This is a genomic window from Anaerotruncus rubiinfantis (assembly GCF_900078395.1).
Classification (GTDB): domain Bacteria; phylum Bacillota; class Clostridia; order Oscillospirales; family Ruminococcaceae; genus Anaerotruncus; species Anaerotruncus rubiinfantis.
The window spans coordinates 1,326,480-1,350,094 of sequence record NZ_FKLA01000009.1; the positions used below are offsets into that span (position 1 = coordinate 1,326,480).

20 protein-coding genes and 2 pseudogenes are annotated in these 23,615 nt (G+C 52.2%); 12 read left to right on the forward strand and 10 right to left on the reverse strand.

The genetic code is table 11. The annotated features are described in order from the left end of the window. Positions 1 to 27 precede the first annotated feature (27 nt). The gene (locus BN4275_RS11855) at positions 28 to 1,350 is read right to left on the reverse strand and encodes an FMN-binding protein (protein WP_066458514.1); all 1,323 of its coding nucleotides are present in this window, start codon (positions 1,348 to 1,350) and stop codon (positions 28 to 30) included. A 233-nt stretch (positions 1,351 to 1,583) separates the two neighbouring features. Between BN4275_RS11855 and BN4275_RS11860 the strand changes: the two genes are divergently transcribed. After that, positions 1,584 to 1,799: a hypothetical protein gene (locus BN4275_RS11860; protein WP_066458517.1), complete on the forward strand. Its 216-nt coding sequence runs from the start codon at positions 1,584 to 1,586 to the stop codon at positions 1,797 to 1,799. Between the two features lie 83 nt (positions 1,800 to 1,882). On the opposite strand, the gene BN4275_RS11865 is transcribed toward BN4275_RS11860, so the two are convergent. Beyond that, on the reverse strand, positions 1,883 to 2,893 hold the full coding sequence (locus BN4275_RS11865; protein WP_066458520.1) for a hypothetical protein: 1,011 nt from the start codon (positions 2,891 to 2,893) through the stop codon (positions 1,883 to 1,885). A gap of 176 nt (positions 2,894 to 3,069) precedes the next feature. Between BN4275_RS11865 and BN4275_RS11870 the strand changes: the two genes are divergently transcribed. After that, positions 3,070 to 4,080 carry a sugar-transfer associated ATP-grasp domain-containing protein gene (locus tag BN4275_RS11870; protein WP_161940203.1) on the forward strand — a complete coding sequence of 337 codons (1,011 nt, stop codon included), beginning with the start codon at positions 3,070 to 3,072 and terminating at the stop codon, positions 4,078 to 4,080. Positions 4,081 to 4,131: 51 nt separating this feature from the next. On the opposite strand, the gene BN4275_RS11875 is transcribed toward BN4275_RS11870, so the two are convergent. From BN4275_RS11875 to BN4275_RS11910, 7 genes are all read right to left on the reverse strand, one after another. Next, positions 4,132 to 4,926, reverse strand: coding sequence for an ABC transporter ATP-binding protein (locus tag BN4275_RS11875; protein WP_066458527.1), 795 nt, complete (start codon positions 4,924 to 4,926; stop codon positions 4,132 to 4,134). Beyond that, a complete protein-coding gene (locus BN4275_RS11880) occupies positions 4,919 to 5,806 on the reverse strand; it encodes an ABC transporter permease (RefSeq protein ID WP_066458530.1) in 888 nt (295 codons plus the stop codon). The genes BN4275_RS11875 and BN4275_RS11880 overlap by 8 nt, the downstream gene beginning before the upstream one ends. Positions 5,807 to 5,848: 42 nt before the next feature. Next, entirely contained in the window at positions 5,849 to 6,865 is a 1,017-nt protein-coding gene (locus tag BN4275_RS11885; protein ID WP_066458533.1) for an ABC transporter substrate-binding protein, read from the reverse strand. 412 nt (positions 6,866 to 7,277) lie between these two features. After that, positions 7,278 to 8,396, reverse strand: a complete 1,119-nt coding sequence (aroC, locus tag BN4275_RS11895; protein WP_066458541.1) for a chorismate synthase — start codon at positions 8,394 to 8,396, stop codon at positions 7,278 to 7,280. Beyond that, positions 8,368 to 9,645 (reverse strand): 3-phosphoshikimate 1-carboxyvinyltransferase, encoded by a 1,278-nt coding sequence (aroA, locus tag BN4275_RS11900; RefSeq protein ID WP_066458544.1) that lies wholly within the window; start codon positions 9,643 to 9,645, stop codon positions 8,368 to 8,370. Before aroA ends, aroC begins: the two co-directional genes overlap by 29 nt. After that, positions 9,638 to 10,726, reverse strand: a complete 1,089-nt coding sequence (gene aroB, locus BN4275_RS11905; protein ID WP_066458546.1) for a 3-dehydroquinate synthase — start codon at positions 10,724 to 10,726, stop codon at positions 9,638 to 9,640. Before aroB ends, aroA begins: the two co-directional genes overlap by 8 nt. Continuing rightward, entirely contained in the window at positions 10,713 to 11,582 is an 870-nt protein-coding gene (locus tag BN4275_RS11910) for a prephenate dehydrogenase (protein WP_187116785.1), read from the reverse strand. The genes aroB and BN4275_RS11910 overlap by 14 nt, the downstream gene beginning before the upstream one ends. 174 nt (positions 11,583 to 11,756) lie before the next feature. On the opposite strand from BN4275_RS11910, the gene trxB reads away from it, so the two are divergent. The 3 genes and pseudogenes from trxB (at position 11,757) to tnpA (ending at position 13,987) form a co-directional block, all read left to right on the forward strand. Next, complete coding sequence (gene trxB, locus BN4275_RS11915) at positions 11,757 to 12,686, forward strand: thioredoxin-disulfide reductase (RefSeq protein ID WP_066458548.1); 930 nt, start codon at positions 11,757 to 11,759, stop codon at positions 12,684 to 12,686. 188 nt (positions 12,687 to 12,874) lie between these two features. Then, positions 12,875 to 13,320, forward strand: a pseudogene (locus BN4275_RS11925) (polysaccharide deacetylase family protein). Positions 13,321 to 13,528: 208 nt separating this feature from the next. After that, positions 13,529 to 13,987 (forward strand): annotated as a pseudogene (tnpA, locus tag BN4275_RS11930) (IS200/IS605 family transposase). A gap of 110 nt (positions 13,988 to 14,097) precedes the next feature. On the opposite strand, the gene BN4275_RS11935 reads toward tnpA, so the two are convergent. Then, positions 14,098 to 15,030, reverse strand: coding sequence for a LysR family transcriptional regulator (locus BN4275_RS11935; RefSeq protein WP_066458555.1), 933 nt, complete (start codon positions 15,028 to 15,030; stop codon positions 14,098 to 14,100). Between the two features lie 313 nt (positions 15,031 to 15,343). Between BN4275_RS11935 and BN4275_RS11940 the strand changes: the two genes are divergently transcribed. The 7 genes from BN4275_RS11940 to BN4275_RS11970 all read left to right on the forward strand — a co-directional run bounded on the left by BN4275_RS11940 (position 15,344) and on the right by BN4275_RS11970 (position 23,381). Beyond that, positions 15,344 to 16,435, forward strand: coding sequence for an NAD/NADP octopine/nopaline dehydrogenase family protein (locus BN4275_RS11940; protein ID WP_242863654.1), 1,092 nt, complete (start codon positions 15,344 to 15,346; stop codon positions 16,433 to 16,435). Between the two features lie 99 nt (positions 16,436 to 16,534). Continuing rightward, on the forward strand, positions 16,535 to 17,167 hold the full coding sequence (locus tag BN4275_RS11945) for a hypothetical protein (protein ID WP_066458557.1): 633 nt from the start codon (positions 16,535 to 16,537) through the stop codon (positions 17,165 to 17,167). A gap of 205 nt (positions 17,168 to 17,372) precedes the next feature. After that, positions 17,373 to 18,449, forward strand: coding sequence for a TRAP transporter substrate-binding protein (locus BN4275_RS11950; RefSeq protein WP_066458560.1), 1,077 nt, complete (start codon positions 17,373 to 17,375; stop codon positions 18,447 to 18,449). Positions 18,450 to 18,614: 165 nt separating this feature from the next. Next, positions 18,615 to 19,163 (forward strand): TRAP transporter small permease, encoded by a 549-nt coding sequence (locus BN4275_RS11955; protein WP_066458562.1) that lies wholly within the window; start codon positions 18,615 to 18,617, stop codon positions 19,161 to 19,163. Beyond that, on the forward strand, positions 19,160 to 20,431 hold the full coding sequence (locus BN4275_RS11960) for a TRAP transporter large permease (RefSeq protein WP_066458564.1): 1,272 nt from the start codon (positions 19,160 to 19,162) through the stop codon (positions 20,429 to 20,431). The genes BN4275_RS11955 and BN4275_RS11960 overlap by 4 nt, the downstream gene beginning before the upstream one ends. Positions 20,432 to 20,768: 337 nt before the next feature. Then, positions 20,769 to 22,082: an L-serine ammonia-lyase, iron-sulfur-dependent, subunit alpha gene (locus tag BN4275_RS11965; protein ID WP_066458574.1), complete on the forward strand. Its 1,314-nt coding sequence runs from the start codon at positions 20,769 to 20,771 to the stop codon at positions 22,080 to 22,082. 543 nt (positions 22,083 to 22,625) lie between these two features. Continuing rightward, positions 22,626 to 23,381: a polysaccharide deacetylase family protein gene (locus BN4275_RS11970; RefSeq protein WP_066458576.1), complete on the forward strand. Its 756-nt coding sequence runs from the start codon at positions 22,626 to 22,628 to the stop codon at positions 23,379 to 23,381. Positions 23,382 to 23,615 lie beyond the last annotated feature (234 nt).

Consider the following 23,615-nt stretch of genomic DNA (forward strand, 5'->3'; position numbering starts at 1 on the left):
GTTGGCCGGGGGCTTTTTGGTTTATGTTTATTTTGCCGGTGTGGAGGCGATCCGTTCAACCTCCAGCGTGGCTTCGTTGTCGCCTTCGAGCGCGGCGGTCGCCAGAATCTGGCCGACCAGGAGCTTGAAGTTATTGGAGGAGACGGTTGCGCCTGCGACATTCTCCACTTTGGTGACGTCGTTATCCGCGCCGTTCCAGTTCTTTTCGAGCGCGTCGAATGCCTTTTCCGGAGTCATGCCGGTCTTTTCCTTCTGCTTGGCAGCCAGCTCGGCATCCTGCGATTTCAGCTTGGTCTCATCAGCCTTGCTGATCGCATCGAATTCCTTGATGGTGACCTTGTCGCTATCGATGCGGATCACCACGTAATCCTTCCAGCCATTTTCATCGAAGTCGGTGAACTGTGCGCGGTAGGTGCCGTTCACATACCGTGGGGCAATGATCTCCTTTTCCCCTCCGGAGATCATGTTTGCGAGCAGCGGGTTCATCAGTTTGCTGAACGATTTGGTGGCGGAAGCGCCGTTGGTGGGGGACATGACCTTCGTCAGGTCGTCGCCCGCTTCGATGAAGTTGGTGACGATCTGCGGATAGTAATAGGACGGGCCCTGGCTGCCGGAATTGAGCGACGTGTCGGTGGTGATGCGGGATGCCGGGTCGTCCTTACCGATGGCGTCGTAGGTGATCGTATCGATGAGGCCGTCTTTGACAGTCAGTTCAACATATTCCTTCCAGCCGTCCGAATTGAAGTCAGGCATGGTGGATTTATAGGTGCCATCCGCATATTTGCCCAGCGTGACCGATTTCTGATCGCCCGCTTCGGCGGATTCGAGCGCGGTTCGCATCATGCGGATAAACCGGTAGGTGTGCTCCTCCTGGTCTTTGATGGGTTCCATTTTATCGAGATTCCCGCGCACGCCGTTATATTCCTCAAGGATCAGCTGTGCGGCTTCGAGGGCTTCTGCCTCGGCGGTGGTGAGCGCTTGGGAGGAGGAATCCGCCGAAGCGCTGGCTGTGGATTCCGCACTGGAGGAGGCGGAGGAGGCAGGCGTGGAAACCGCTTCACCGGATGCGGAAGAATCGCCTGTCTGGGAAGCCGGGCCCGGATCCTCTTTCATGCCGTATTCCTCAATAGTGATTTCATCGTCCTTCACCGAAATGGTCAGGTAGTCGAGCGTGCGGTCGATGGCGGGCACCGCATAGGAGACGGAATATTCTCCGTCCTGATAGACGTAGACCGGCTCCGGCTCGGAAGAGGAGGAAGGTGGTTCGACCGGTTCGGTTTCCCGCTTACAGGCGGAAAAGGAAGCGGCAACCAATGCGGCGGCGAGCAGAAGCGACAGGATTTTTTTCATCTATGTACAACCTCCGATAATACAGATAGGATTCCGTTAACCTAAAAATTATACCATTCAGCTTCTGCAAAGTCAATCCGGCTCCAACCCATTCCAGGCAGTTTGCCTTTGCGGTAGGCGGGGCCTAAAGACCGGTCTGCCCAGTTTTTTCTGTATCTTGTGGGTGGGGAGAGAATATGATAATATGAAAAAAATGGATTTTCTTTGGGAAATCCACATGGCAGGAGGTTCCTATGAAACGTTTTTTATCGACGCTTACCATCTGGCTGATCCTTGTCTTTCTGTTTACCTTCTTCTTCGCGGGATATCTGCTGGACCCGCAGCACATTTATCGTGCCGCCGCTTTTCTGGCGGTTGTGCTGGCCGTCGCTACCGAGCTTTATACAGAACAGTCGCGAAAAATAGAGGATCTGGAGAAGCGAATCCAGGAACTTGAAGAAAAACAGTGAAATGTTTCCCGGAAATTTTGAAGGGCCTGTGCAAAAACGAAAAAGCCCGCGGCCAATTGGCTGCGGGCTTTTTCTGTGGGTTTTCAGGAAAGGGCGGATGAAGTGGGATTGGCCGCAGGGATGGGTGTGGGAGCATTTTCAAGCGCGGCCATTGGACGCACCTCACGCGCGAAACTCTGGGGCGGGATGCTGCGGGTAGAAGCCGCATCATGCAGGACATTGAGCTTGTCGCCGGGTGCAAGTGCGTTGAAATCCAGATAAAACTGGGTGGAATCGTTGAAATTGAACCGGTACTGCATGCCGTTTTCGTCAACCGGGTCAAGCAGCAGGTAGTTTTCTTCGGTGTTTGCTTCGACGAGGATACCGTTATAGACCACAAGATCCACAGGTCCCATGTCATTGACCGCGATGGCGGTGACAGTTCCGGAAGCGTCCGGCTGGCCGCCGTAGAAAATTTCCAGATATGAGCCGTTGCCCATACCTGTGGTGTCAAAGCTGTACCGTGTATTTTCGTCCAGAACGGCCTGCAGGACCGGGTAGCCGAAATCGGTGCCGGGCACCTGCCGCAGGATCAGGGCGGTGTGCCCATTGTCATCCACGGCAAAGTCGTCCACCACGCCGCGGTAGACCGCAGCGTCAGCGACATGGATCGGTTCGCTTGCAAGGGGGATATCCTGAGCCTGGCCGGCGGAGAGAATTTCATAAGCGGCGCTCTGGGGCGGGATGCTGAATGTGGCGGCCGGGCTGTGCCGGATGTTGAGCAGATCCCCGGGCTGGACTGCGGAAAGGTCGATGCCGATGATCGTGCTCTCATTAAAATGAAAAATATATTCCTCGCCGGAATCATCCTGCATGGTGAGAGAGCCGGTTTTGCCGCCGTCTTGGGTTTCCACCGAAACGACTGCGCCTTTATAATCAATCGCATCGTCCGGGACGAGCTGTTCGGCGGCCTCAATGATGGAACTGGAGGATTCCAGATCCGGCTCGGAAGAAGCGGCGGTGGAGACGGGTTCAGCGGGCGGGGCTCCCGTGGAACAAGCCGCTGCCGTAAGCAGCAGGGCGGAAAGGATCAAAGCGGTTAAGATTTTTTTCATAATTGACCTCATACTTTCATAGGAATGGATTGTACTCAATAAGTGCGGCATAGGCGGCATTTTATTGCACAGGGAAAAAGCGCTTGTTGAAAATTGTCGGATGATCAGATATAATGGACAAAGCGGACAAGGCGTGGGAAATGCCGCGCAAATCAAAAGAATGGATGGAGAAGGCTATGCCCAATCTCAAATATGTGCTCAGCCGCATCGCCGGGATGGATTACGGCGCAATGTTCAAAACTGCAAAGACCGTACATGCGCGAACCGGTAAAAATACGCTCATGATCCTTGCGGATATCGCAGCCTGCGGATTCAAATACCAGGCGGGCTATATGGATTATCTGGTGTTCGAGTTTTACCTTTTGAACGCTGCCCAGCGCAGAACCTATATCACCCGAGGCCAGAATAACCGGTTCGTCCGGCTTTTAAACCCGCAGGAGAATTGGCATCTTCTGGAGGATAAGATCGAATTCCTCAAGCGGTTTGACGGGCTGACCGGCCGCAGCTGGATTGATCTGCGGGAAACCTCCCACGGGGAATTTGAAGCGTTCTGTGAAAAGCATCCGAAGTTTGTTGCAAAGCCGCTCGACGGAACCTGCGGGCGCGGGGTGGAGTTCATTGAAATTTCGGACAAGAGCCAGATTGTCGGGCTTTATGACATGCTGATGGCGGGCAAACAATATCTGGCGGAGGACTTTATCGTCCAGCACCCGGATATCAGCAAAATTTATCCGCTGTCGGTCAATACGCTGCGGCTGGTGACCATCAAAAATCATGATACGGTGCATCTGGTCTTTTCGAGCATGCGCATCGGCAACGGCAAGAAGGTAGACAACCTCAATTCGGGCGGCATGGCCGTGATTGTGGATATGGACACCGGAAAGATTTCCACGCCGGGCGCGGATAAGGACGGCAAGGCCTACCATACCCACCCGATGACCGGAGTGGAACTTGCAGGCTGCCAGATTCCGTTTTATCAGGAGTCGGTCGCGCTCGTGAAGGAAGCCGCGATGCGCATCCCGGAGCTCGGGTACATCGGCTGGGACGTGGCGGTTTCCGAAAAAGGCCCGATGCTGATCGAGGCGAATCATTTCCCGGGACATGACATCTACCAGTTTCAGGTGCATCTCGGGCCGGATCGGATCGGACTGCTTCCGCGGTTCGAGAAGGCGGTCGAAGGGCTGTAAAATCCTAAAAATAAAAGCCGTCCCCGGTTTCGCCGGGAGCGGCTTTTATTTTTATCCAAGCATCATGCGGTCGTTATCAAATTCCTTGCTGCTCTGCTTCTTAAAAAGTGTCAGCAGCTTCGGAACTGTCATGCCGCTGCGTTCCGGTCCGCTGATATCCAGGATGATCCTGCCTTCGTCCATCATGATGGTGCGGCTGCCGCAGGAGAGCGACTGGTGCATGTTGTGGGTGATCATCATGGTGGTGATCTTATCCTTGCGGACGATCTCCTGCGTGAGAAGTGAGACCTTTTCGGCGGTCGCGGGGTCGAGCGCGGCGGTGTGCTCATCAAGCAGCAGAAGTTTTGGGGTGACGATGGTGGCCATCATCAGCGTGACCGCCTGCCGCTGCCCGCCGGAGAGGAGTCCCATTTTGGTGTCAAGCCGGTCCTCCAGCCCCAGATCCAGCTCTGCGAGCCGGTCGCGGAAAAACGCCCGGTCTTTTTTGCTCACGCCGAAGGAGAAGCCGCGCCTGGTGCCGCGCAGATAAGCCATCGCAAGGTTCTCCTCAATGGTCATGTTCGGCGCCGTACCCCCCAGCGGGTCCTGGAACAGCCGCCCGATGTGCCTGGCGCGCCGGTAATCGCGCTGAAAGGTAATGTTTTCCCCATCGAGCCAGATGTTGCCCGCGTCGATCAGAAACGCGCCGGCAATCGCGTTGAACAGGGTGGATTTTCCAGCGCCGTTGCCGCCGATGATCGTGACGAAATCCCCATCCGCGAGCGTGAGGTTCAGATCGATCAGCGCGCGGCGTTCATTTACGGTACCGGGGAAGAAGGTCTTGCTGACGTTTTTCAGTTCAAGCATTTTTGGCGGCCTCCTTCATCAGTTTACGAAGTTTGAACTGCTCGATTACGGCTGGATAGCAGATCGCCACGGTGACCAGCACGGCGGAGATGAGTTTGAGAAAGAGCGGGTTCATGCCGCGCGCGAGCACGAACGCGATGATCACGCGGTAGAGCACCGCGCCGAGTACGACGGCAAGAATGTTGCGCCAGACGTTTGGACGGCCAAAAACCACTTCGCCCACGATGAGCGACGCAAGCCCGATGACCACCATGCCCACACCGGTGCTGGTATCGGCAAAGCTCTGGTATTGGGCAATCAGCGCTCCGGAAAGCCCGACCAGCGCGTTTGCCAGCCCCAGGCCGATGAACTTCATCCGGTCGGTGTTGATCGAGGAGGAACGCACCATATCGGCGTTGTCGCCGGTGGCGCGGATACAAAGCCCGGTGGATGTGCGGAAAAAGACGATCAAAAAGGCGCAGACCACGATGACGGTACCGAGCAGCACTGCCGCTTTATAATAGGCCGCCTGCGAAAGGGTGAAAATCCCCGGCATGCCCAGCAGCGCGATGGTCGGCGCGCCGCCCATCACACACAGGTTGATGGAATAGAGCGCGGTCATCGAGAGAATGCCCGCCAGAATGGGGGAGACGCGCATCTTGGTCTGCAAAAAGGCGGTGACCATCCCGGCGATCCATCCGGCCGCAACCGCGAACAGCAGCCCCAGATAGGGGTGCCCTTTCATGGTCAGCACAGCGCAGACCGCGGCGCCGAGGGTGAAACTGCCGTCCACTGTGAGATCCGGGATATCGAGTACCCGGTAGGAAACGAACAGCCCCAGCGCGACCAGCGCGTAGATGAGTCCCAGTTCGATTGCACCCTGCAGTGCGAGCATGCTCATACGATCACTCTTTCCAAAAATTTTCGGGTTATGCCGGCGGGATTATTCCACAACGTTTGCGTTTGCAAGAAGATCCGACGGGATGGTGACGCCGATCGCCTCGGCGGTGGATGTGTTGATGGTGGTGGAGAAGTTTGTCAGTGTCTCAACCGGCACTTCGGAAACCGGAGTGCCTTCGAGCACCTTGACCGCCATCTGGGCGGTCTGCTTGCCGAGCTGGACGTAATCGACGCCGATGGTTGCGAAGCCGCCGTCGATAACCATCGAATCGGCGCCGGTGTAGATCGGGAGCTTTGCTTGCCGCGCCACGTCCGCGTAGACCGACATCGCGGTCGCGACGGTGTTGTCGATTGGGGTGTAGAAGGCGTCGCACTTGCCGACAAGCGACTGCGCCGCCTGCTGGACCTCGCCGGTGTTCGCGACGGTAGCTTCAACATAGGAAAGGCCGTTCGCGTCGCAGTAGGCCTTGGCTTCGTCTATGACCGTCACCGAGTTGATTTCGCCCAGGTTATAGATCATGCCGACCGTCTTGACGTTGGGGGTGAGCTGTTTCATCAGCGCGAATACCTGGTCGATCGGGATCGCGTCCGAGGTGCCGGTGATGATGCCTTCCGGCGCTTCGGGGTTCTGGACGAGCTTGGCGGCGACCGGATCGGTCACAGCGGAAAAGACGAGCGGGATCTTCGGCGCGGCGGCCGCGGCGGAGAGCGCCGAAGGGGTTGCGATCGCAACAATCATGTCCTTGCCGTCTCCGGCAAACTTCTGGCAGATCGAGTTGAGGTTCGACTGGTCGCCCTGCGCGTTCTGGTAGTCAAGCGCCACCTTGTCGGGGCCGTAGCCGAGCGCTTGCATTTCCGCTTCAAACGATTCACGGATCTGGTTTAAGGAGGTGTGCTCCATGATCTGCACGAGGCCGATCTGGAAGGTGTCAGATGCGGAAGAAGCGGCGGAGCCCGCTTGCGAAGCCGCCGCGGAGGACTGCGTCTGTTCATTTGCGCCGCATGCGGCGAAGGATACGGTCATCGCGAAAGCCAAAATTGCTGCAAAAATCTTTTTCATGTTCATTTGCTCCTTTTACATAAATTCTAAAAATTTATGTTGGGATGATACCGTGCCGGGGCTTTTTTGTTCGTTTTCCGGATCAACAACAAAAAACACCTGTCCTCATACAAGGACAGGTGCAAAACCTGCGGTACCACCTTGATTGATGTCAAAGACATCCACCTCATCAGAGCGCCAACACGCCCCTTGCCCTGTAACGTGAGCATACGTCGCGGGATACTTGGCCTGCGGCCTTTCATCGCGCCCTCGGGAGTCCATTTGTCCGCCCCGCGTTCCGTCCGGGTTCTCAGCATCCCCGGCTCTCTGTGCGTGCGCCTGCGGTTTTATCTCTCCGTCTCCGGTTTAGAATGTATTATAAGCGTAAGAATTCGATTTGTCAATAGCTTATGCGATAGTTTATGCAAATTGCTTAATTCTGGTGCGTTGTTGCCCGCAGTCCTTCGTATCCCCTTGCATCCAGAAGCGCTTCCGCAACAGCGATTGCGACCGCCGCTTCAACCACCGGCACCGCCCGCACCACGACGCACGGGTCGTGCCGTCCATGGATGCTGACATTGCCCTGGGTATGCGCGCGAAAATCCACCGTCTGCTGTTCCTGAGAGATCGAAGGAGTCGGTTTGAAGGCAACGCGCAGGATGACCGGCATGCCGGTCGAGATACCGCCCAGGATGCCGCCCGCGTTGTTCGTTTCGGCGGCGATTTTTCCATTTTTCAAGGCGAATGGATCGTTGTTTTCGGAACCGCGCAGGTCGCTTGCGGCAAAGCCCGCGCCGAATTCAAGCCCCTTGACCGCCGGGATGCCGAATACGATTGAGGCGACCGTGTTTTCAAGCCCGTCGAACATCGGCGAGCCGATCCCGGCCGAAAGGCCGGTCACCCCGCATTCGACAACGCCGCCCACCGAGTCCTGCGCCAGGCGCGCTTCTTCAATCGCTTGGGCCATCCGGTTCCCGGCGGCTTCGTCGAGGGTGGGAAAACTGCGGGACGCGGCGCAAAGGAGCGTTTCTTTGCCGAGCGAAACGGGATCGAACCGCCGGTCGTCAATTCCGGCGATGCGGCAGGCGTGCGCGCCCACCAGGATTCCCTCGCGCGCAAGCAGCTGCTTGGCCACGCCGCCCGCGAAACAGAGCGGCGCGGTCAGCCTGCCCGAGAAATGCCCGCCGCCGCGCACGTCGTTATATCCGGCGTAGCGCAGAAAACCGGTGTAGTCGGCGTGTCCCGGTCGTGCGACCGAGGCGAACTGCGTATAATCGGCGGAATGTTGATCGCCGTTTAAGATGACGGCACACAGCGGCGTGCCGGTCGTCACCCCCTTATAAAAGCCGGACTGGATCTGCGGCGAATCGAGCTCCTTACGCGGGGTGCTCGCTTTGTTTTTGCCCGGCGCGCGGCGCTGCATGAAAGCGTTCAGCTCCTCCATGTCGAGCGTAAACCCGGCGGGAACCCCGTCAAGCACCACACCAATCGAACGGCCGTGGCTCTCGCCGAAGATCGATATTTTAAAGTTTTTTCCCCAACTGGACGACATCGCATCCACCTCCCAATTTTTGAAAGTCGTCAAAGAAGTCCGGATAGGATTTCGCAATTGCGCCCGCGTCTCGGATGATGACCGGCGCTTCGCAGCCGAGCGCCGCCACTGCCGCGCTCATGACAATACGATGATCGTTCATGCCGTCCACGATTCCGCCGTGAAGTTTTCCGCCGTGGATGACAAGCCGGTCGGGGAATTCCTCAACCGTCCCGCCAAGCCCACGCAGCAGCGCGGTGACTGACGCAAGCCGGTCGCTTTCCTTGATCCGCAGACGCGCGGCGTTATAAATTTCGGTTTTCCCTTCGGCGAAGGCGGCGGTCACCGCGAGGACCGGGATAAGATCCGGGATCGGGCCCGCGTCGATCCGGATGCCGCGCAGCTTTGCGGCCTTGCACTGGATCGCGTGGGCATCGGCGGAAATGTCCGCGCCGAACCGTTTGAGAATTTCCACGATGGCGCGGTCGCCCTGTGTGGAAACGCTCGAAAGCCCGGTGAGCCGCACCTCGCCGCCGGCCGCACCCGCGCAGAGCCAGAAGGCCGCGTTCGACCAGTCGGCCTCGACTGCCCGGTCTCCGGGACGGTAATGCTGCCCGCCGGGGATTTTCCAACCGTTTTCGGTGGGTTCAACCGTGATCCCGGACACGCCGAGCGCCGCAAGGGTCATGTCCACATAGCCGGCGGACTGGAGCGGGGAGGTGAGGACGATCTCACTTGCTTCGTCAAGCAGCGGCAGCGCGAAGAGCAGGCCGCTCACAAACTGGCTGCTGACATCCCCGGGAAGTTCATAACGTCCCGGGGTGAGGCGCCCGCGCACAATAAACGGCATCTTTTCGCCGGAAAAGGAGATGCCGTGCGCTTTGAGCGCGCGCATCAGCGGGCCGAGCGGCCGTTCGGGCAGGCGCCCGCGTCCTGCGATCGTGGCAGTGAGACCGAGCGCGCAGGCGACCGGCAGCAGAAAACGCAGGGTTGAGCCGCTTTCGCGGCAGTCAAGCAGAACCATTTTGTCCTGGGGCCGGCATCCGCTCGTGATCTTTGCGCTGCTATCCGCTGTGAAGTCAATCTCTGTCCCCATTGAACGCAGTACGCCGGTGGTCGCTGCCATGTCTTCCGAGCTGGCGAGCGGCGCGACAACGCTGTTTCCGTCAGCGAGCGCGGCGCAGATGAGCGCGCGGTGCGCCGCCGATTTGGAGGGCGGCGCGGGCAGCTGCCCATGAAGCGCCCCGGGATAGACGCAAAAATCAGCCATGGAGATCACCTCGCATGAAGGCTTCGAGCTTTTCCACCGGTACCGGGTGCAGCGCCGCTTTGCCGATCCGGTCAAGGGTGATCAGCGTGATTTTGTTTCCGGCGCGTTTTTTGTCGCCGCGCGCGTGCCCGCAAAGCGTTTCAACCGGGTAGGGGTTGGCGGTCGGGAGCCCGTAAATTTTGCAGCACCGGGCGAGTTTGTCCGCAGTTCCCGGCGGGGTGATCCCGGCTTTCTCGCAAACTTGGGCGATCAGAACCATGCCGATGGCCACGCCCTGTCCGTGAGTGATGGTAAAGTGGGATTCCTTTTCAATGGCGTGGCCGAAAGTGTGGCCGAAATTTAAAATCTGACGCAGGCCCTTGTCCCGTTCGTCGCTCTCAACGACATCGCGTTTGAGTGTGACGCAGCGCGCGACGATCTCCGCAATCCGCTTGTCAATTTCGCCGTGTTCAAGCAGCGCGAAAAGATCCCCGTCGAGGATGGCCCCGTATTTGACAACTTCGGCCATGCCGTCTGAAAAGATCTCTTCAGGCAAAAAGGAAAGCATGGCGGTGTCGCAGACGACAAGCGCCGGCTGCCAGAAAGCGCCGACGAGATTTTTGCCTTCGGGGATATCCACGCCGGTTTTGCCGCCGACCGAGGAATCGACCATTGCGAGCAGGGTGGTGGGCACCTGGACAAAATCGATCCCGCGCAGCCAGGAGGCTGCCGCGAATCCCGCGAGGTCGCCGACCACGCCTCCGCCGACCGCGATGACCACATCTGTGCGGGTGATGCCGTTTTCGGAAAGAAAGCGGTAAACCTGCCGCACCGTATCCAGATTTTTGGATGGTTCGCCATTCGGGAATATGAACTTGCAGGTTTCGTAACCCGCCGCCTGAAGTCCCGCTTCGAGCGCTGGAACAGGCCCCAGGGCTTCGCCAGGATGTCCAAGGCCGTTCACGCGGTCGTCGGTGATGACCGCGAGCTTTGGACGGCGCTGCCCGTAAACCTCTGCGAAGAGCTCCGGAAAGCGGGAAAGCAGCCCATGCCCGATATGGATTTGATACGGTCTGCCGGTTTTAACATCAATCGTTTTCATGGTCGAGCGCCTCCTTGATCCTTCTGCCATGGTCGAGCAGTTTGTAAAGCCGTTCGGAATCGCCTTCGGCAATCGCGTCACGGTATTCGTGGATGTGTGTGATGAGCGTGTCAATCTCCTCGAGCAGCGCACCGCTGTTTTCAAGGAAGAGCTCGGTCCACATCTGGGGATTGAGCTTCGCGACGCGGGTCAGATCCTTGTAGCTGCCTGCGGAAAAGCCGTCGTGCCGCTGCGCGCGCGGGCTTTTGATATAGGCGCTTGAAACCACATGCGCCAACTGTGAGGTAAAAGCGATCATCGCGTCGTGCGCTTCGGGGGTGGTGCGGTTGATTGTTCCAAAGCCGATATCTGCAAATAGCCCGGTGAGCAGATCAAGCGCTTCCTCGGGCGTATCGCCGTCCGGCGTAACGATCATGCTCGCGCCGCGAAAAAGCTGCGCGTCCGCGCCGCAGAATCCCCAACATTCCTTTCCGGCCATCGGATGGCCGCCGATATAGGTAATTTGATGTTCGGCGCAAAGACTGGCGAGGCTTTTGACGACATATCCTTTGATGCCGCACAGATCCATCAGGATACTGCCGGGACGGAAGGTTCCGATGTGCTTTTTTACAAAGTCGACCGTCTGCTGCGGATAGAGTGCGATAAAGACAAGATCGCACATGGAAAAATCAAAGTCCTTGACCATATGGTCGATCGCATTGCAGCCGGCCGCGTCATTCAACACGGCTGCGTCCTTATCGCATCCATAAACAATATGAGGGGTGCAGCGTTTGAACGCCTTTGCCATCGAGCCGCCGATCAGCCCAAGCCCAACCACGCCGATTTTCAGGACGGGTTCTTTTTCGATTCCGAACATGCGTAACGCCTCCAAAGATCAATTAACAGATGTATTATATCAAAAGCGCAACAAAAATCATAGGGCAGATTTGGCGAATGCGACGGGGAATGATCGGGAAAAACTGTTGCATATTCTGATTGAATGGGGTAAAATAAGAAAAAGACTGTTTTTGTATAGTTGGGAGACGTGATTATGGCTGCTTATGACGTGATTATCATCGGCGCGGGTCCGGCAGGACTCACCGCGGCGATCTATGTCCAGCGCGCGGGCTACCGTTCATTGGTGCTCGAGGAATATGTATATGGCGGGCAGATGGCCAATACTCCCGAGGTGGAGAATTATCCGGCTGTGGGTAAGATCAGCGGTGCGGAGCTTGGGATGAACCTCTATAACCAGGCGGTCGAACACGGCGCCAAGATCGAATTCGATGGAGTAAACGCGGTGGAACTGGCCGGGATGGAAAAATCGGTCGATACCCAATCGGGCAAACATTACACTGCCAAAGCGGTCATTATTGCCAACGGTGCGAAACGCCGCAAACTTGAAATCCCCGGGGAGGAAGAATATGCGGGGCGCGGCGTTTCTTATTGCGCAACCTGTGACGGCGGCTTCTATAAAGGAAAAATTACCGTCGTGATCGGCGGCGGCAACACCGCCGTGGAGGACGCGCTCTACCTTTCAAACGTCTGTGAGAAGGTTTACCTGATCCACCGGCGAGATGCGTTCCGTGCTTCCAAGGTGCTTTCCGATAGCCTTTATAAGCGGGAAAATATCGAACTGGTGCTCAGTGCGGTACCACTGGAGATCCTGCCCGAGGAGGATGGGAAAAAGGTCGGTGCAATCACGGTGAAGGATGTAAATACCGGGGAAGAACGGAGAATTGCTGCCGACGGCGTGTTTGTAGCGGTCGGTTTGGTACCGGATAACGAGGTGTTTGCCGGCCAGATCACACTCGATAAAACCGGCTATATCGTTGCAAATGAAGACACCCGTACCAATCTGCCTGGCGTCTTTGCGGCGGGCGATACCCGTACAAAATCCCTGCGTCAGATCGTGACGGCGGCCGGGGACGGTGCGGTCGCGGCGTTCGAGGCGGGTAATTATATTGCGTCGCTCGTCTAAAAGAGAACAAAAGAAGGATGCACGCTGTGCATCCTTCTTTTGTTGTGCCGTCTGAATGGGAGCATCCGCGCATATAGATACCATGAGGTGATCGTATGTACAGGGTATATTCGCGAAGGGCAGTCCTTCCGGCGGTGGGGTGCATTCTGCTGGGGGTTCTGCTGCTGTTCGGTGTGGCGGGCCGTGCGATGCACACCTCCGCCGCGAAACGGGAATTGCCGGTTTATTCAGTGGATACCGAGGAAAAAGTCGCGGCGCTGGGGATCAACTGTGCCTGGGACGACAGCGACATCGACAAGCTGATCGGGTTACTTGACGAACGCAAAATCAAGGCGACCTTTTTCCTGGTGGGCGACTGGTGCAAAAAATATCCGGAAGCAGCCAAAAACTGTCCGCGGCCGGGCATGAGCTTGGAAGCCATTCCAATACCCATCCCGATATGACGAAGCTTGGCCGGGAGGAGATCGTAAAGGAGCTTGACGATTCAAAACGGATCATTGAGGAAACGACCGGACAGAAGCTGCATCTCTTCCGGGCTCCGTCCGGTGCATATAACGATATGGTGATCTCGACTGCGCGTGCCCTTGGCTGGGAGGCTATTCAATGGTCCAACGAATTACTCTATAGGGTTTGAGTAACAAAAAAGGCATAAGGGTGATACCACAATTTAAAACGTAAAAAATAGGGGTAGCAGAATAAGTTCTGCTTGACAAAGAGAACCACCGGCATAGCCGGTGGGATCGAAAAAGCGATAGCGTTGATTAAGGCAAAAAAGACCTCCTTTGGTAGAATGGATGCGGGTTTCGCCAGCCGCACAATCAACCAAAGGAGGTCAAGTCCAAATGGACGAACAAAGCTTGGCACACACAAAGTGGGTGTGCAAGTATCACATAGTCTTACCCCCTAAGTATCGGAGAAGATCATCTATCGAGAACTAAGAAAAGGATATACAGCAAATAATACGAGACCTGTGCAAACGGAAAAGAATAGAAATTATAGAAGGGCGTATGATGCCCGACCACATCCACATGCTGCTATCCATTCCATCAAAGCAAAGCGTAAGAGAATTCATGGGATATCTCAAGGGAAAAAGTACGTTGATGATTTTCGAGAGATACGCAAATATGAAGCACAAGTAGGGGCGTAGATGCTTTTGGGCGGAAGGGCACTGTGTGAGTACGGTTGGAGCAAACAAAGCAGCCATCGCAAAATACGTCCGGGAACAGGGAACGGAAGACCAGATAGCAGATCAGTTAAGTTTCAAGGAGTACGAAGACCCTTTAAAAAATATCGAAGAATAGAAAAGCAACGCCAGTGTACGGCTGACGTTGCTTATGACGCGCCGTTCGGTGCTGTTGGTATCATCATGCCCTTATAGGGCTGTTATTCATGCCACGTCTTTTGGATGTGATCATGACTCAGTATTGCTTAAGTGCAATCTTTTAATAATTTCCGCCAGTTCCACGGCGTATGATTTGAGATGCGCGGTTTTGGATTTTTTCCAAGCAACCACAAGCGGTTTTGTGATACCGCCCAGCGTATACGTTTTTAAAGTGGAGTCCTCAATTGTTGAACTGTAGGTTAAAAAGCAGCTCTTTTCCGTATCAAGATAGCGCCGCAAGGCAAAAAAGTCGGCGTCTTTGCTCTCCCAACGGATATTAACCACTTGCTTTTGGAACAGTTCCTGACTTTCGTTTTGTATTTTCGTATTGCGCTGATAGGATGGATAATAACAGGTGCAGCCATCCAAGTCCGAAAATTGCAGAACTTTTTTATGCGACAACAGAGAATCCCTCCGCACGATACAGTGAAGGGGCAGGGGGCATATGATAAGACTTTGAATGTTGGGGTTGTCACACAAGCCCCCTACGTCGATCACAATGCACAAATCAATTTCCCCGCACAATATCTTCTCTATGGAATCTACCCATCTCACAATCACCGGATTGGTTATTGTTTCCGGAAATTGTGCCTTAAAGTCCCGTAGCCATGACAGGATGTCTCCAGGCTCCTGACCTTCGGTGAAGCCAATGCGCAATGCATCGATTTTATCAGTATTGCAATAGGGACGTAGCTCTACCAAAGACGAATTAAAATCTTCCAGCATCTTTCTGCATCGAGCTAAAAATAACTGCCCCACCCCCGTCAGAATCAGACGATGGTTTTCACGGGTAAACAAAGTAACATCAAGTGAATTCTCCAATTGGGAGATTTTTTGACTGACCTGCGGTTGAGATATATGCAAGGCTTCAGCGGCTTTTAATGTAGTGCCCAATTCCACCACGGTTACAAAGCACTCAAAATGTATCAGTGTGAGGCTGCTTACTTTAGGATCCAACCACATATAACGAACCTCCCAATATTGTTTCTTTAATAAAATTATATGCGATACCGTTGATTAGTTCAATTAAAAAGTTGGATTTATGCGAATACGTCCAAGCAACCGGAAAGCGGCGGGCCGATTGCACGGAATCGGAAAACTGCCCGCAAAAACTACAATCACCAATATTTATTATAAGATATCTGGATAATCTATATAAAATTTACAAGTTTTACTTTGGCGAACGGGCATAGTATATTTTTATTGTACAGTAGTACAATAAAACATTGCGAAAGCCGATGGTTTTATCCCGCTTTCGCCTTTCGCAGAAAAAGGAATGATGATCATCATGAAAACATTCGCAATTTTTGGAACGGGAAATGTCGCGCAGACATTGGCTGTTGACATGAAACTTGCCGGCCATACCGTTCGCCTCTGCGCGCCGGAAAATCTGGCGCATCGAATCGAGAATCTCTTCAAAAACCCGGAACTGGAAAGCATCGGCAAGATCAAGGGAAAAGCCGCGCTTGATCTCGTTACAGCGGATGTGGAGAAAGCCGTTAGGGGAGCCGACTATATTTGTATATGCGTTCCAGGACATCGTCAGGAAGAATATGCTCGCTTTTTGAAAGGACATCTTTCGTCAAGTCAGATCGTATTTACGTTTGCAAGCTGCTTATCATCTTTGGTATATCGCAAGATCTGGGGTGATGAAAACTGCCCCGTAATGGCTGAAACAAATGTGCCGCCCTACAGCACCAGGGTGATAGCGCCTGGTAAAGTACATGTATATGCGTTCCACCTGGGAGGAATCGCGTTCTTCCCGGCGTCTGCATCGGAAAAATGCTATGAAGACATCAAAAACAACTTTTATCCGTTCCCCACGCTTTATAAGGATGATCTTGAATGCGCGCTCAGCTTATGCAACCCTTGCACGCACCCGGGAGCCTGCCTTACAAACCTGAGTAATATTGAGAGACCCCAATCAAAATTTTTCCTGTATGAGCACGGGTTCACACCTTCCGGCCTCAAAATAGACGTCGGCCTCAATAAAGAACGGCATCAGCTTGCCAACGCGCTGGGGTATCAGGTGCATGCCCTTGAAGATTTTTGCGGTGTGGAAGGGGAATTGACTTGGGAAGGCATCTATAGCATGGGGCATGGCTCCTATGGGATGACTTCGATCGAGGGGCCCAATGATGTTTACGATCGCTATATGACCGAGGACGTTCCCTTCATCCTGCTTTGCTGGGGAAGCCTTTCCGCACAACTGGGCCTTAAGACGCCGGTGATCGACTCGCTGGTAACGCTTTTCAGCCTGGTCCATGAGATAGACTGGAGCAAAGAAGGGAAGACAGTTGATAAACTTGGATTGGATGGAAAAACCGCTGAACAGATGATTCGCTATGTGCGCACAGGGGAATTTTAGCATTTAGATTTAATTCTGTGTCGGTCATTCACGGCGAGTTACCGAGCAGGTCTGTTATCTAACATACTTATATTGATGTAGTTGTGAGGGAATGCAAAATTGGAAAGTGTAAAATTAGTGGACAACCCGGTTGCGGTAACAGAGAAAAAGAGAGAGATCGGTGATCCGGGCCCAGGGTTGACGTTTATCTTTTCCATGTTGGCAATATGCTTCTGGGGCAGTTCCCAAGGGCTTTATTCTGGTCAGTCAGTCTTGGCGATGGGTATTGTACAGCTTGCTTGTTACATACCTTATCTCATCAGTACGGTTCTGTACTATCTCAAAGGCGATACACTTAACGCAGCAATTTTTATGATCTTTTCTACGCTTTTTGGCGGTGTGGGTGGAGGGCTCAACATAGCGGCAGGTATTGGCCAGTTGAAGGGATTCGAGCTGTCCCCAGAGATATCCGCAATTCCTTATTTCTGTAGCGCGGTTGCCGTAGTTCCACTTCTTATCTGTGTTAGGAAGAAAGCAAGCGCTACCACATTCCTTTGTTTCTCAGCGGTAGTGATATTTTTGACATTGCCGATGCTTGTTACATATGGGGTTCTGCCGGCGGAAGGCACAAATACCGTGATCAAGTATTTATATCTATTCGTTGCCGTAGGCGGATTTTATACAATGTTCAACGCGCTTTTAGTGGCTGGAGGCTGCAAGCCTTTACCGGAAGGAAAACCGTTATTCAAGTAAGAATCTGTATTCACAGGTATTTAAAAATAAAAATCATTGCGATGGTCTGTTTTGTACTGAACACGAATTAAAAAGCAATTGAACATTGCTTTCCCCCCTGGATGTGGGACAAGCAAAAACCAGGATTTTTTAATCAGCGATCAGCATGTGTTCGCAAAAAATGAACTTATTTTTGGCCAATACTATAACAAAAGGAGAGAATGGAATGAAAAAGATACTTGCGCTGCTTCTATCTACGGTACTGATCATTGGCATTTCTGGATGCGTTCAAAAAGACGAAGCTACAAGTTTATCAAAGAGCCCATCAACGAGTGCGGCAGGCGCAATCAAAGAAGACTCCATTGTCCTGACATACGGGCAACTAGGCGATAATAGTGAAAACGATTATATGTCGAGGTATTCCAATCGATTTATGGAGCTTGTCGAAGAGCGCACCAACGGGCAGATTGTTTTTGACTTTTATCCCAACAACCAATTGGGCAGTGAACAGTCCATGCTGGATCAAATCGTGTCCGGGTCGTTGGACTTTGCACCGATATCTTCAACAGTTACGGCTTCTATCTATCCTGACTTTTCAATTTATGTGATGCCTTTTGCATTTTCCAATCACGAGGAGTTTCGAGCTGCGCAAAACGCAGGTGCCTTTAGCAATCTGGAAGCCATAACGTCAGAAGGACCGGTCCGATTGGTCTCCCCCATGGTGATTTCATTCAGAGGTTTGTCCAACACAAAACGTGAAATACGCCATGCAGACGATATGAAAGGTTTGAGCTTCCGTGTCGTTGCCGGTGAAATTTATGCCGATGCATACAATGCGTTGGGGGCGACTACTTCTACTATTACATTTAGTGAATTGTATACTGCTCTACAGCAGGGAGTCATAGACGGGGAAGACAATCCTCTTTTGTATGTGATGCAGTATAAGTTCTATGAACAGGAACGCTTCCATACTCAATTAGGTATGTTCATGAGCGTAAATCCCCTCATTATGTCCGAAAAGGTACTGGATAAAATTACTCCCGAACAGTATGAGATCATTAAGCAGTGCGCTAGAGAGGCTGAGTCATACGGCGATGAAGAATTCAACAAAATCATGGATCAGGCCGCTGAGGAGTATGTAGCGGCAGGCGGCAAGGTGGTTTGGTTTGAGGATTTGACGGCGGAAGAGGTTCAGAGTTTTAAAGACGCGACTAAGCCTGTTTGGGATAAGTTCGCAAAACAGGTTGCTCCCGAGACTTATAAGGCATATATGGAAGCTCGTAAAAGTGTTGGATTGGATTAATATGCATCCTGATCCAAACTGTCGATAAGATATTTGTTTATTTCCCCCTCCTGAGGCGGGGAAAATAAACAAATTGAAATCTACCGTTTAATTGTATAATGTTTTTGAATCACAAGGGTGGGGTCCTTGATGCGACTCTTCCCATAAAAAGGGGGCGCCAGTATTTTGCTCAAGAATCTTATTACAAAAATCAGCAAACTGTATCAATCTGCAGAAACGATTTTTGTAGTTGCATTTACGATGTTTATAGGATGCGCAACCATATACACCATTATTATTCGTACCCTTGGAATGCAATCCTTTCGCTGGCTTGACGAAATGGGGCGAACCATGTTGATTATTACCACACTCATCGGAGCAAGCATGGCTGTTACCAAAGAGGGACATATGTCAGTTGATACACTATATGCCTTTCTAAGCAAACGAGTAGCGTTTTTGCTTAAGAGTATTACAAGCCTGATTTGCGGTGCGTTCTATATTTATCTGTTCTACTACACGGTCAATTTTACAATGTTGCAAGCACGCCTTAACAGGACAATGGAATCTCTTTTAGTCCCCATATATATCACCTGGATATTCATCTCCATTGCTATCGTGACAATGGGAGCACGCTATATCATTCAGTCCTTTCGAAATCTCAAGCGCTTTATATACAATGATGTTCCCATTGAGGACAGCAACCTATCTTTAGAGAGAGGGGATGACGTCCAATGATCAGCATTGTCCTTATTGTGTTTTTTCTGTTTCTGATAATCGGTGTACCTATTGCCCATACAGTGATGATTGCTTCTACAGTTGGAGCTATGGGAGGCGGAAGCGATGCCACAATTGTGATTCAGCAACTCTTTGAAGGATTAAATAGTTATACGCTGTTGGCTGTTCCGTTCTTCATCATTTCAGGAAATATTGCCGCAAACGGTAATACTTCTTCTGGAATTGTAAATACAATCAACGCTTTTTTAGGCAGATTCAAGGGTGGTTTAGGTATTGCTACGATTTTTGCCTGTGTCTTTTTTGGGGCTGTAACAGGCTCAGCCATCGCGACAGTCGTTGCGATCGGCGCACTGATGCTTCCGCAGCTGTTGGAACGCGGCTATCCGAGAGGTCTGTGTTTGGGTATTATTACTGCTTCGGGGACGTTGGGCGTCATGATACCGCCCAGTATTGCAATGCTATTGGTATCTGTGGCGATGGGATCTTCTGTCAGCAAGCAGTTCCTCGCCGGCTTTTTACCGGGGCTTATTACTGCACTTGGGTTCAGTCTGTATACCTGGTACAGAGCCAAAAGGCTGAAGATTCCTGTAGAACCAGCTGTCCCGTTCTTTGAAAAGCTGCGTGTCGTGAAGAAAAGTATTTGGGCGTTAATGTTCCCGGTGATTATTCTTGGCGGGATTTATTCCGGGGTGGCGACACCGACTGAAGCAGCCATTATTTCCGTTTTTTATGTGTTGCTCGTTGAATTGCTCATTTATAAAACAATGACGATTAAGCAAATATTCACTACGATCAAAGATTCGATTGTGAGTGCTGCGGTACTTACGATTACCGTTGCGACTGCAAGGGTTTTTGTATGGTATTTGACAACCCAAAGAATCCCGACAAAGTTATTCAATTTTATTATTGAATATATTGACAATGGCTATACATTGCTATTTTGTCTCGTTCTTCTATTCATTATCGCTGGGTGTTTCGTCGAAGTCTCAAGCGTTGTGATTATTTTGGGTCCCGTGTTATTGAATGTATTAAACCATTTTGATATCAACCTGATCCACTTCGGTATTATTGCGATTATGTGTGCTCAGATTGGCTTTATATCTCCTCCTTACGGGATCTGCCTGTTTGTGTCAATGAAGGTAGGAAAAGCGTCGCTTGTGGAAGTTATACGCGGTACTGCGCCATTTCTCATTATCATGGTCCTCTGCACTGCGCTGTTTATTATGGTTCCGGAAATTAGCTTGTTCCTTCCCAATTTGTTTAGTTGAAAAAATCTGCCCGCTCTGCCATCCCATCATGAGCGAGTCCCCCTTGTCACCATTATAGAATGAGAACGAGAATTACAGGTAATTTAGTCGACAGCCTATAGCAGCGGATGAAGGATTCCTTTCCGAGCAACCTTTTTACAAAAATCGAAATATGTTTTCCACTCCCCGCGGGTTAACGTATATCAAATTGTCCAGGTCATTTTTATCATGGTTGATATCCTTTTTCCCTGTATCGTCCCTTGCTACAATTTTATACATAATGTACAAAAACATTGCGAAGGCCTGCAGCTATGTTCTGTTTTGTGACTTTCGCAGAATGAAAGGAATGGTCGTACTTATGAAAAAGACAATCTTCCAAGACATCCTTGAAAAGGAAACCTCTCTGGCGCTGGGATGCACAGAGCCGATGCTGTTTGCCTTAGGCGGAGCGATTGCCCGCAAATATGTTCCGGGTGAAATCAAAAAAGTGGAGATGGAAGGCTGCGGCCTGATCGTCATGGGCGTTCAGAAAGTGGGCGTTCCCAACACAGGCGGCAAGACTGGCGCATTTATTGCGACTGCCTGCGGGCTGATCGCCGGGGATCCCGACGCGGGCAAACAGGCCCTGCATTCGGTCACGCCTGCGGATGTAAAGGCCGCGGAGGAACTGATTAAAAAGGCCGATTTCAGCCTGGAAATGGACAACAGCACTGGCAGGCAGGTTTACACAAAGATGACCGTGTCTTCGGATGAGAATACCGTAACGCTTATCTTTGAGGATAAACATGACAAATGCGTTTATATCGAAGCGGACGGGAAAGTTATCAAGGACGAACGCACGCCCTTGGCCGAACAGGTCAACCCCTACAAGGACATTGACTGGAATACGTTCACCATCGAAGGAATCTGGGATTTCTGCCAAAATTGCGACATCAGCTTCATTGCGAAAATGAAAGAAGCGATCGCGGCAAACAAACGGCTTACCGAGGATGGGCTCAATAACCCGCGCGGCATACAGGTTGCACGCACCCTGCGTGATAATATCAAGAATGGCCAGTTGGCGGACAGCGAATTTACCCAGGCCGTGATTTGGGGCACCGCAGGCGTGGACGCCCGGATGGGCGGCAGCGACTATCCGGCTATGATGAGCATGTGCAGCGGCAACCAGGGCACCATCATCACCATGACGGCATGGGGCGCTGCGCAGTATCTGGGCTTGAGCGAAGAGAAAACCATGCGCGCCGTCGCATTTGGGTATCTAATCAACGTATTCCTGAAATACAATACCAAGGAACTGGCCTACATGGGTCCCATGTGTTATTGCGCTTCCACGGCGTCCCAGGCGGCTATGGCAGGAGTTGCATTTCTACATAACATGAGCGCGAAACAGATCAACGATCTGCTTGTCACCGGGGTAACCTGCTGGTCCGGCATCATCTGCGACGGTGCCAAGAATAGTTGCGCTTTCAGAGTCAGCACTGCTTTGTTCGGTGGCCTCCAGGCCTTGATGCTCGCAGAAAAAGGTCTCAGGACTGACGGCAGCGACGGGTTCGCCCATGAAAGTGCCGCTATTACAATGCAAAATCTTTACCGTATGCAGAAAGATGTCATGTACAACAAGATGGATGCCGTTGTATGGGATATCTTTAAAGAGCAGCGTGAAATCCGTTAGTTTATCGGTTCGATATCAAGATAATCGGGATAGTGCCGAATGACAGTTTTTTGACATCCTGAGACCATTCCCAAATGAACTGTGCTACTGTACCAAGGGGAAAAGATAGTTGCAGAGCCCCTGCTGTAGGATAGAAGTGCAGCGGGGACTTTACTAGGTCAAGAAAATATATGGCAATCAAAAAGTACTACGAAGAAATGGAAAGCCTGTATCAGGAAGGATACAGTTACTGGGAAATAGAAGAAAGGTAAGGATTCACCAAAGAATAGATTAAAAAATGCTTGCGAAGGTTTTTACGCAAGGGCCAGAGAAACAGCAAGCTACAAAAAACATGTATCGAAGTAGCCAATCGTTCACATCTTTGATTGTATTCAAAGAAACTCAGGCTTGGTACCGTTCGAAATACAACGTTCCTTTGCGTAATTCCACGTGATCCTGCTCTTGGTGGCTTTTTTCTCTTGGTGCCGTTCATGCGCCAGTGGATAGTTGTTGTGGCCGTCTGAATGGGAGCATCCGCGCATATAGATACCATGAGGTGATCGTATGTACAGGGTATATTCGCGAAGGGCAGTCCTTCCGGCGGTGGGGTGCATTCTGCTGGGGGTTCTGCTGCTGTTCGGTGTGGCGGGCCGTGCGATGCACACCTCCGCCGCGAAACGGGAATTGCCGGTTTATTCAGTGGATACCGAGGAAAAAGTCGCGGCGCTCGGGATCAACTGTGCCTGGGATGACAGCGACATCGACAAGCTGATCGGGTTACTTGACGAACGCAAAATCAAGGCGACCTTTTTCCTGGTGGGCGACTGGTGCAAAAAATATCCGGAAGCGGCCAAAAAACTGTCCGCGGCCGGGCATGAGCTTGGAAGCCATTCCAATACCCATCCCGATATGACGAAGCTTGGCCGGGAGGAGATCGTAAAGGAGCTTGACGATTCAAAACGGATCATTGAGGAAACGACCGGACAGAAGCTGCATCTCTTCCGGGCTCCGTCCGGTGCATATAACGATATGGTGATCTCGACTGCGCGTGCCCTTGGCTGGGAGGCTATTCAATGGTCCAACGATTCGGTTGACTGGAAGACACCGCCAGTGGAAGAGATGGTGGAGAAGGTATGCGGCCGGGCCGCCCCGGGGGATATCATGCTTTGGCACGCAGGCAAGGCAAACACCCCCGCCGCGCTGGCACAAACACTCGACCAGCTCACGACACGGGGTTACCATTTTGTCACGGTTGGAGAACTTATATACCCCGCGCCGTATACCATTGATCACACCGGTCGGCAATCTCCCAAAATGTAACAGAAGCCCCGGACAGGAATTCCTGTCCGGGGCTTCTGTTTTTCCAATTAACCCCTGATTTTGCCAGTGAAGTGAAGAATATTTCGGAAAAATTGAAAGCGCTTCGAAATTTATATGGATAATTAATATAATAATATAATTAAAAGTAAATTATTAATATGATATATTGACAAAAATAAATCCATATGATATAGTTTTGATTAAATCAATTAGAAAGCGTTTTCAAAACATTAC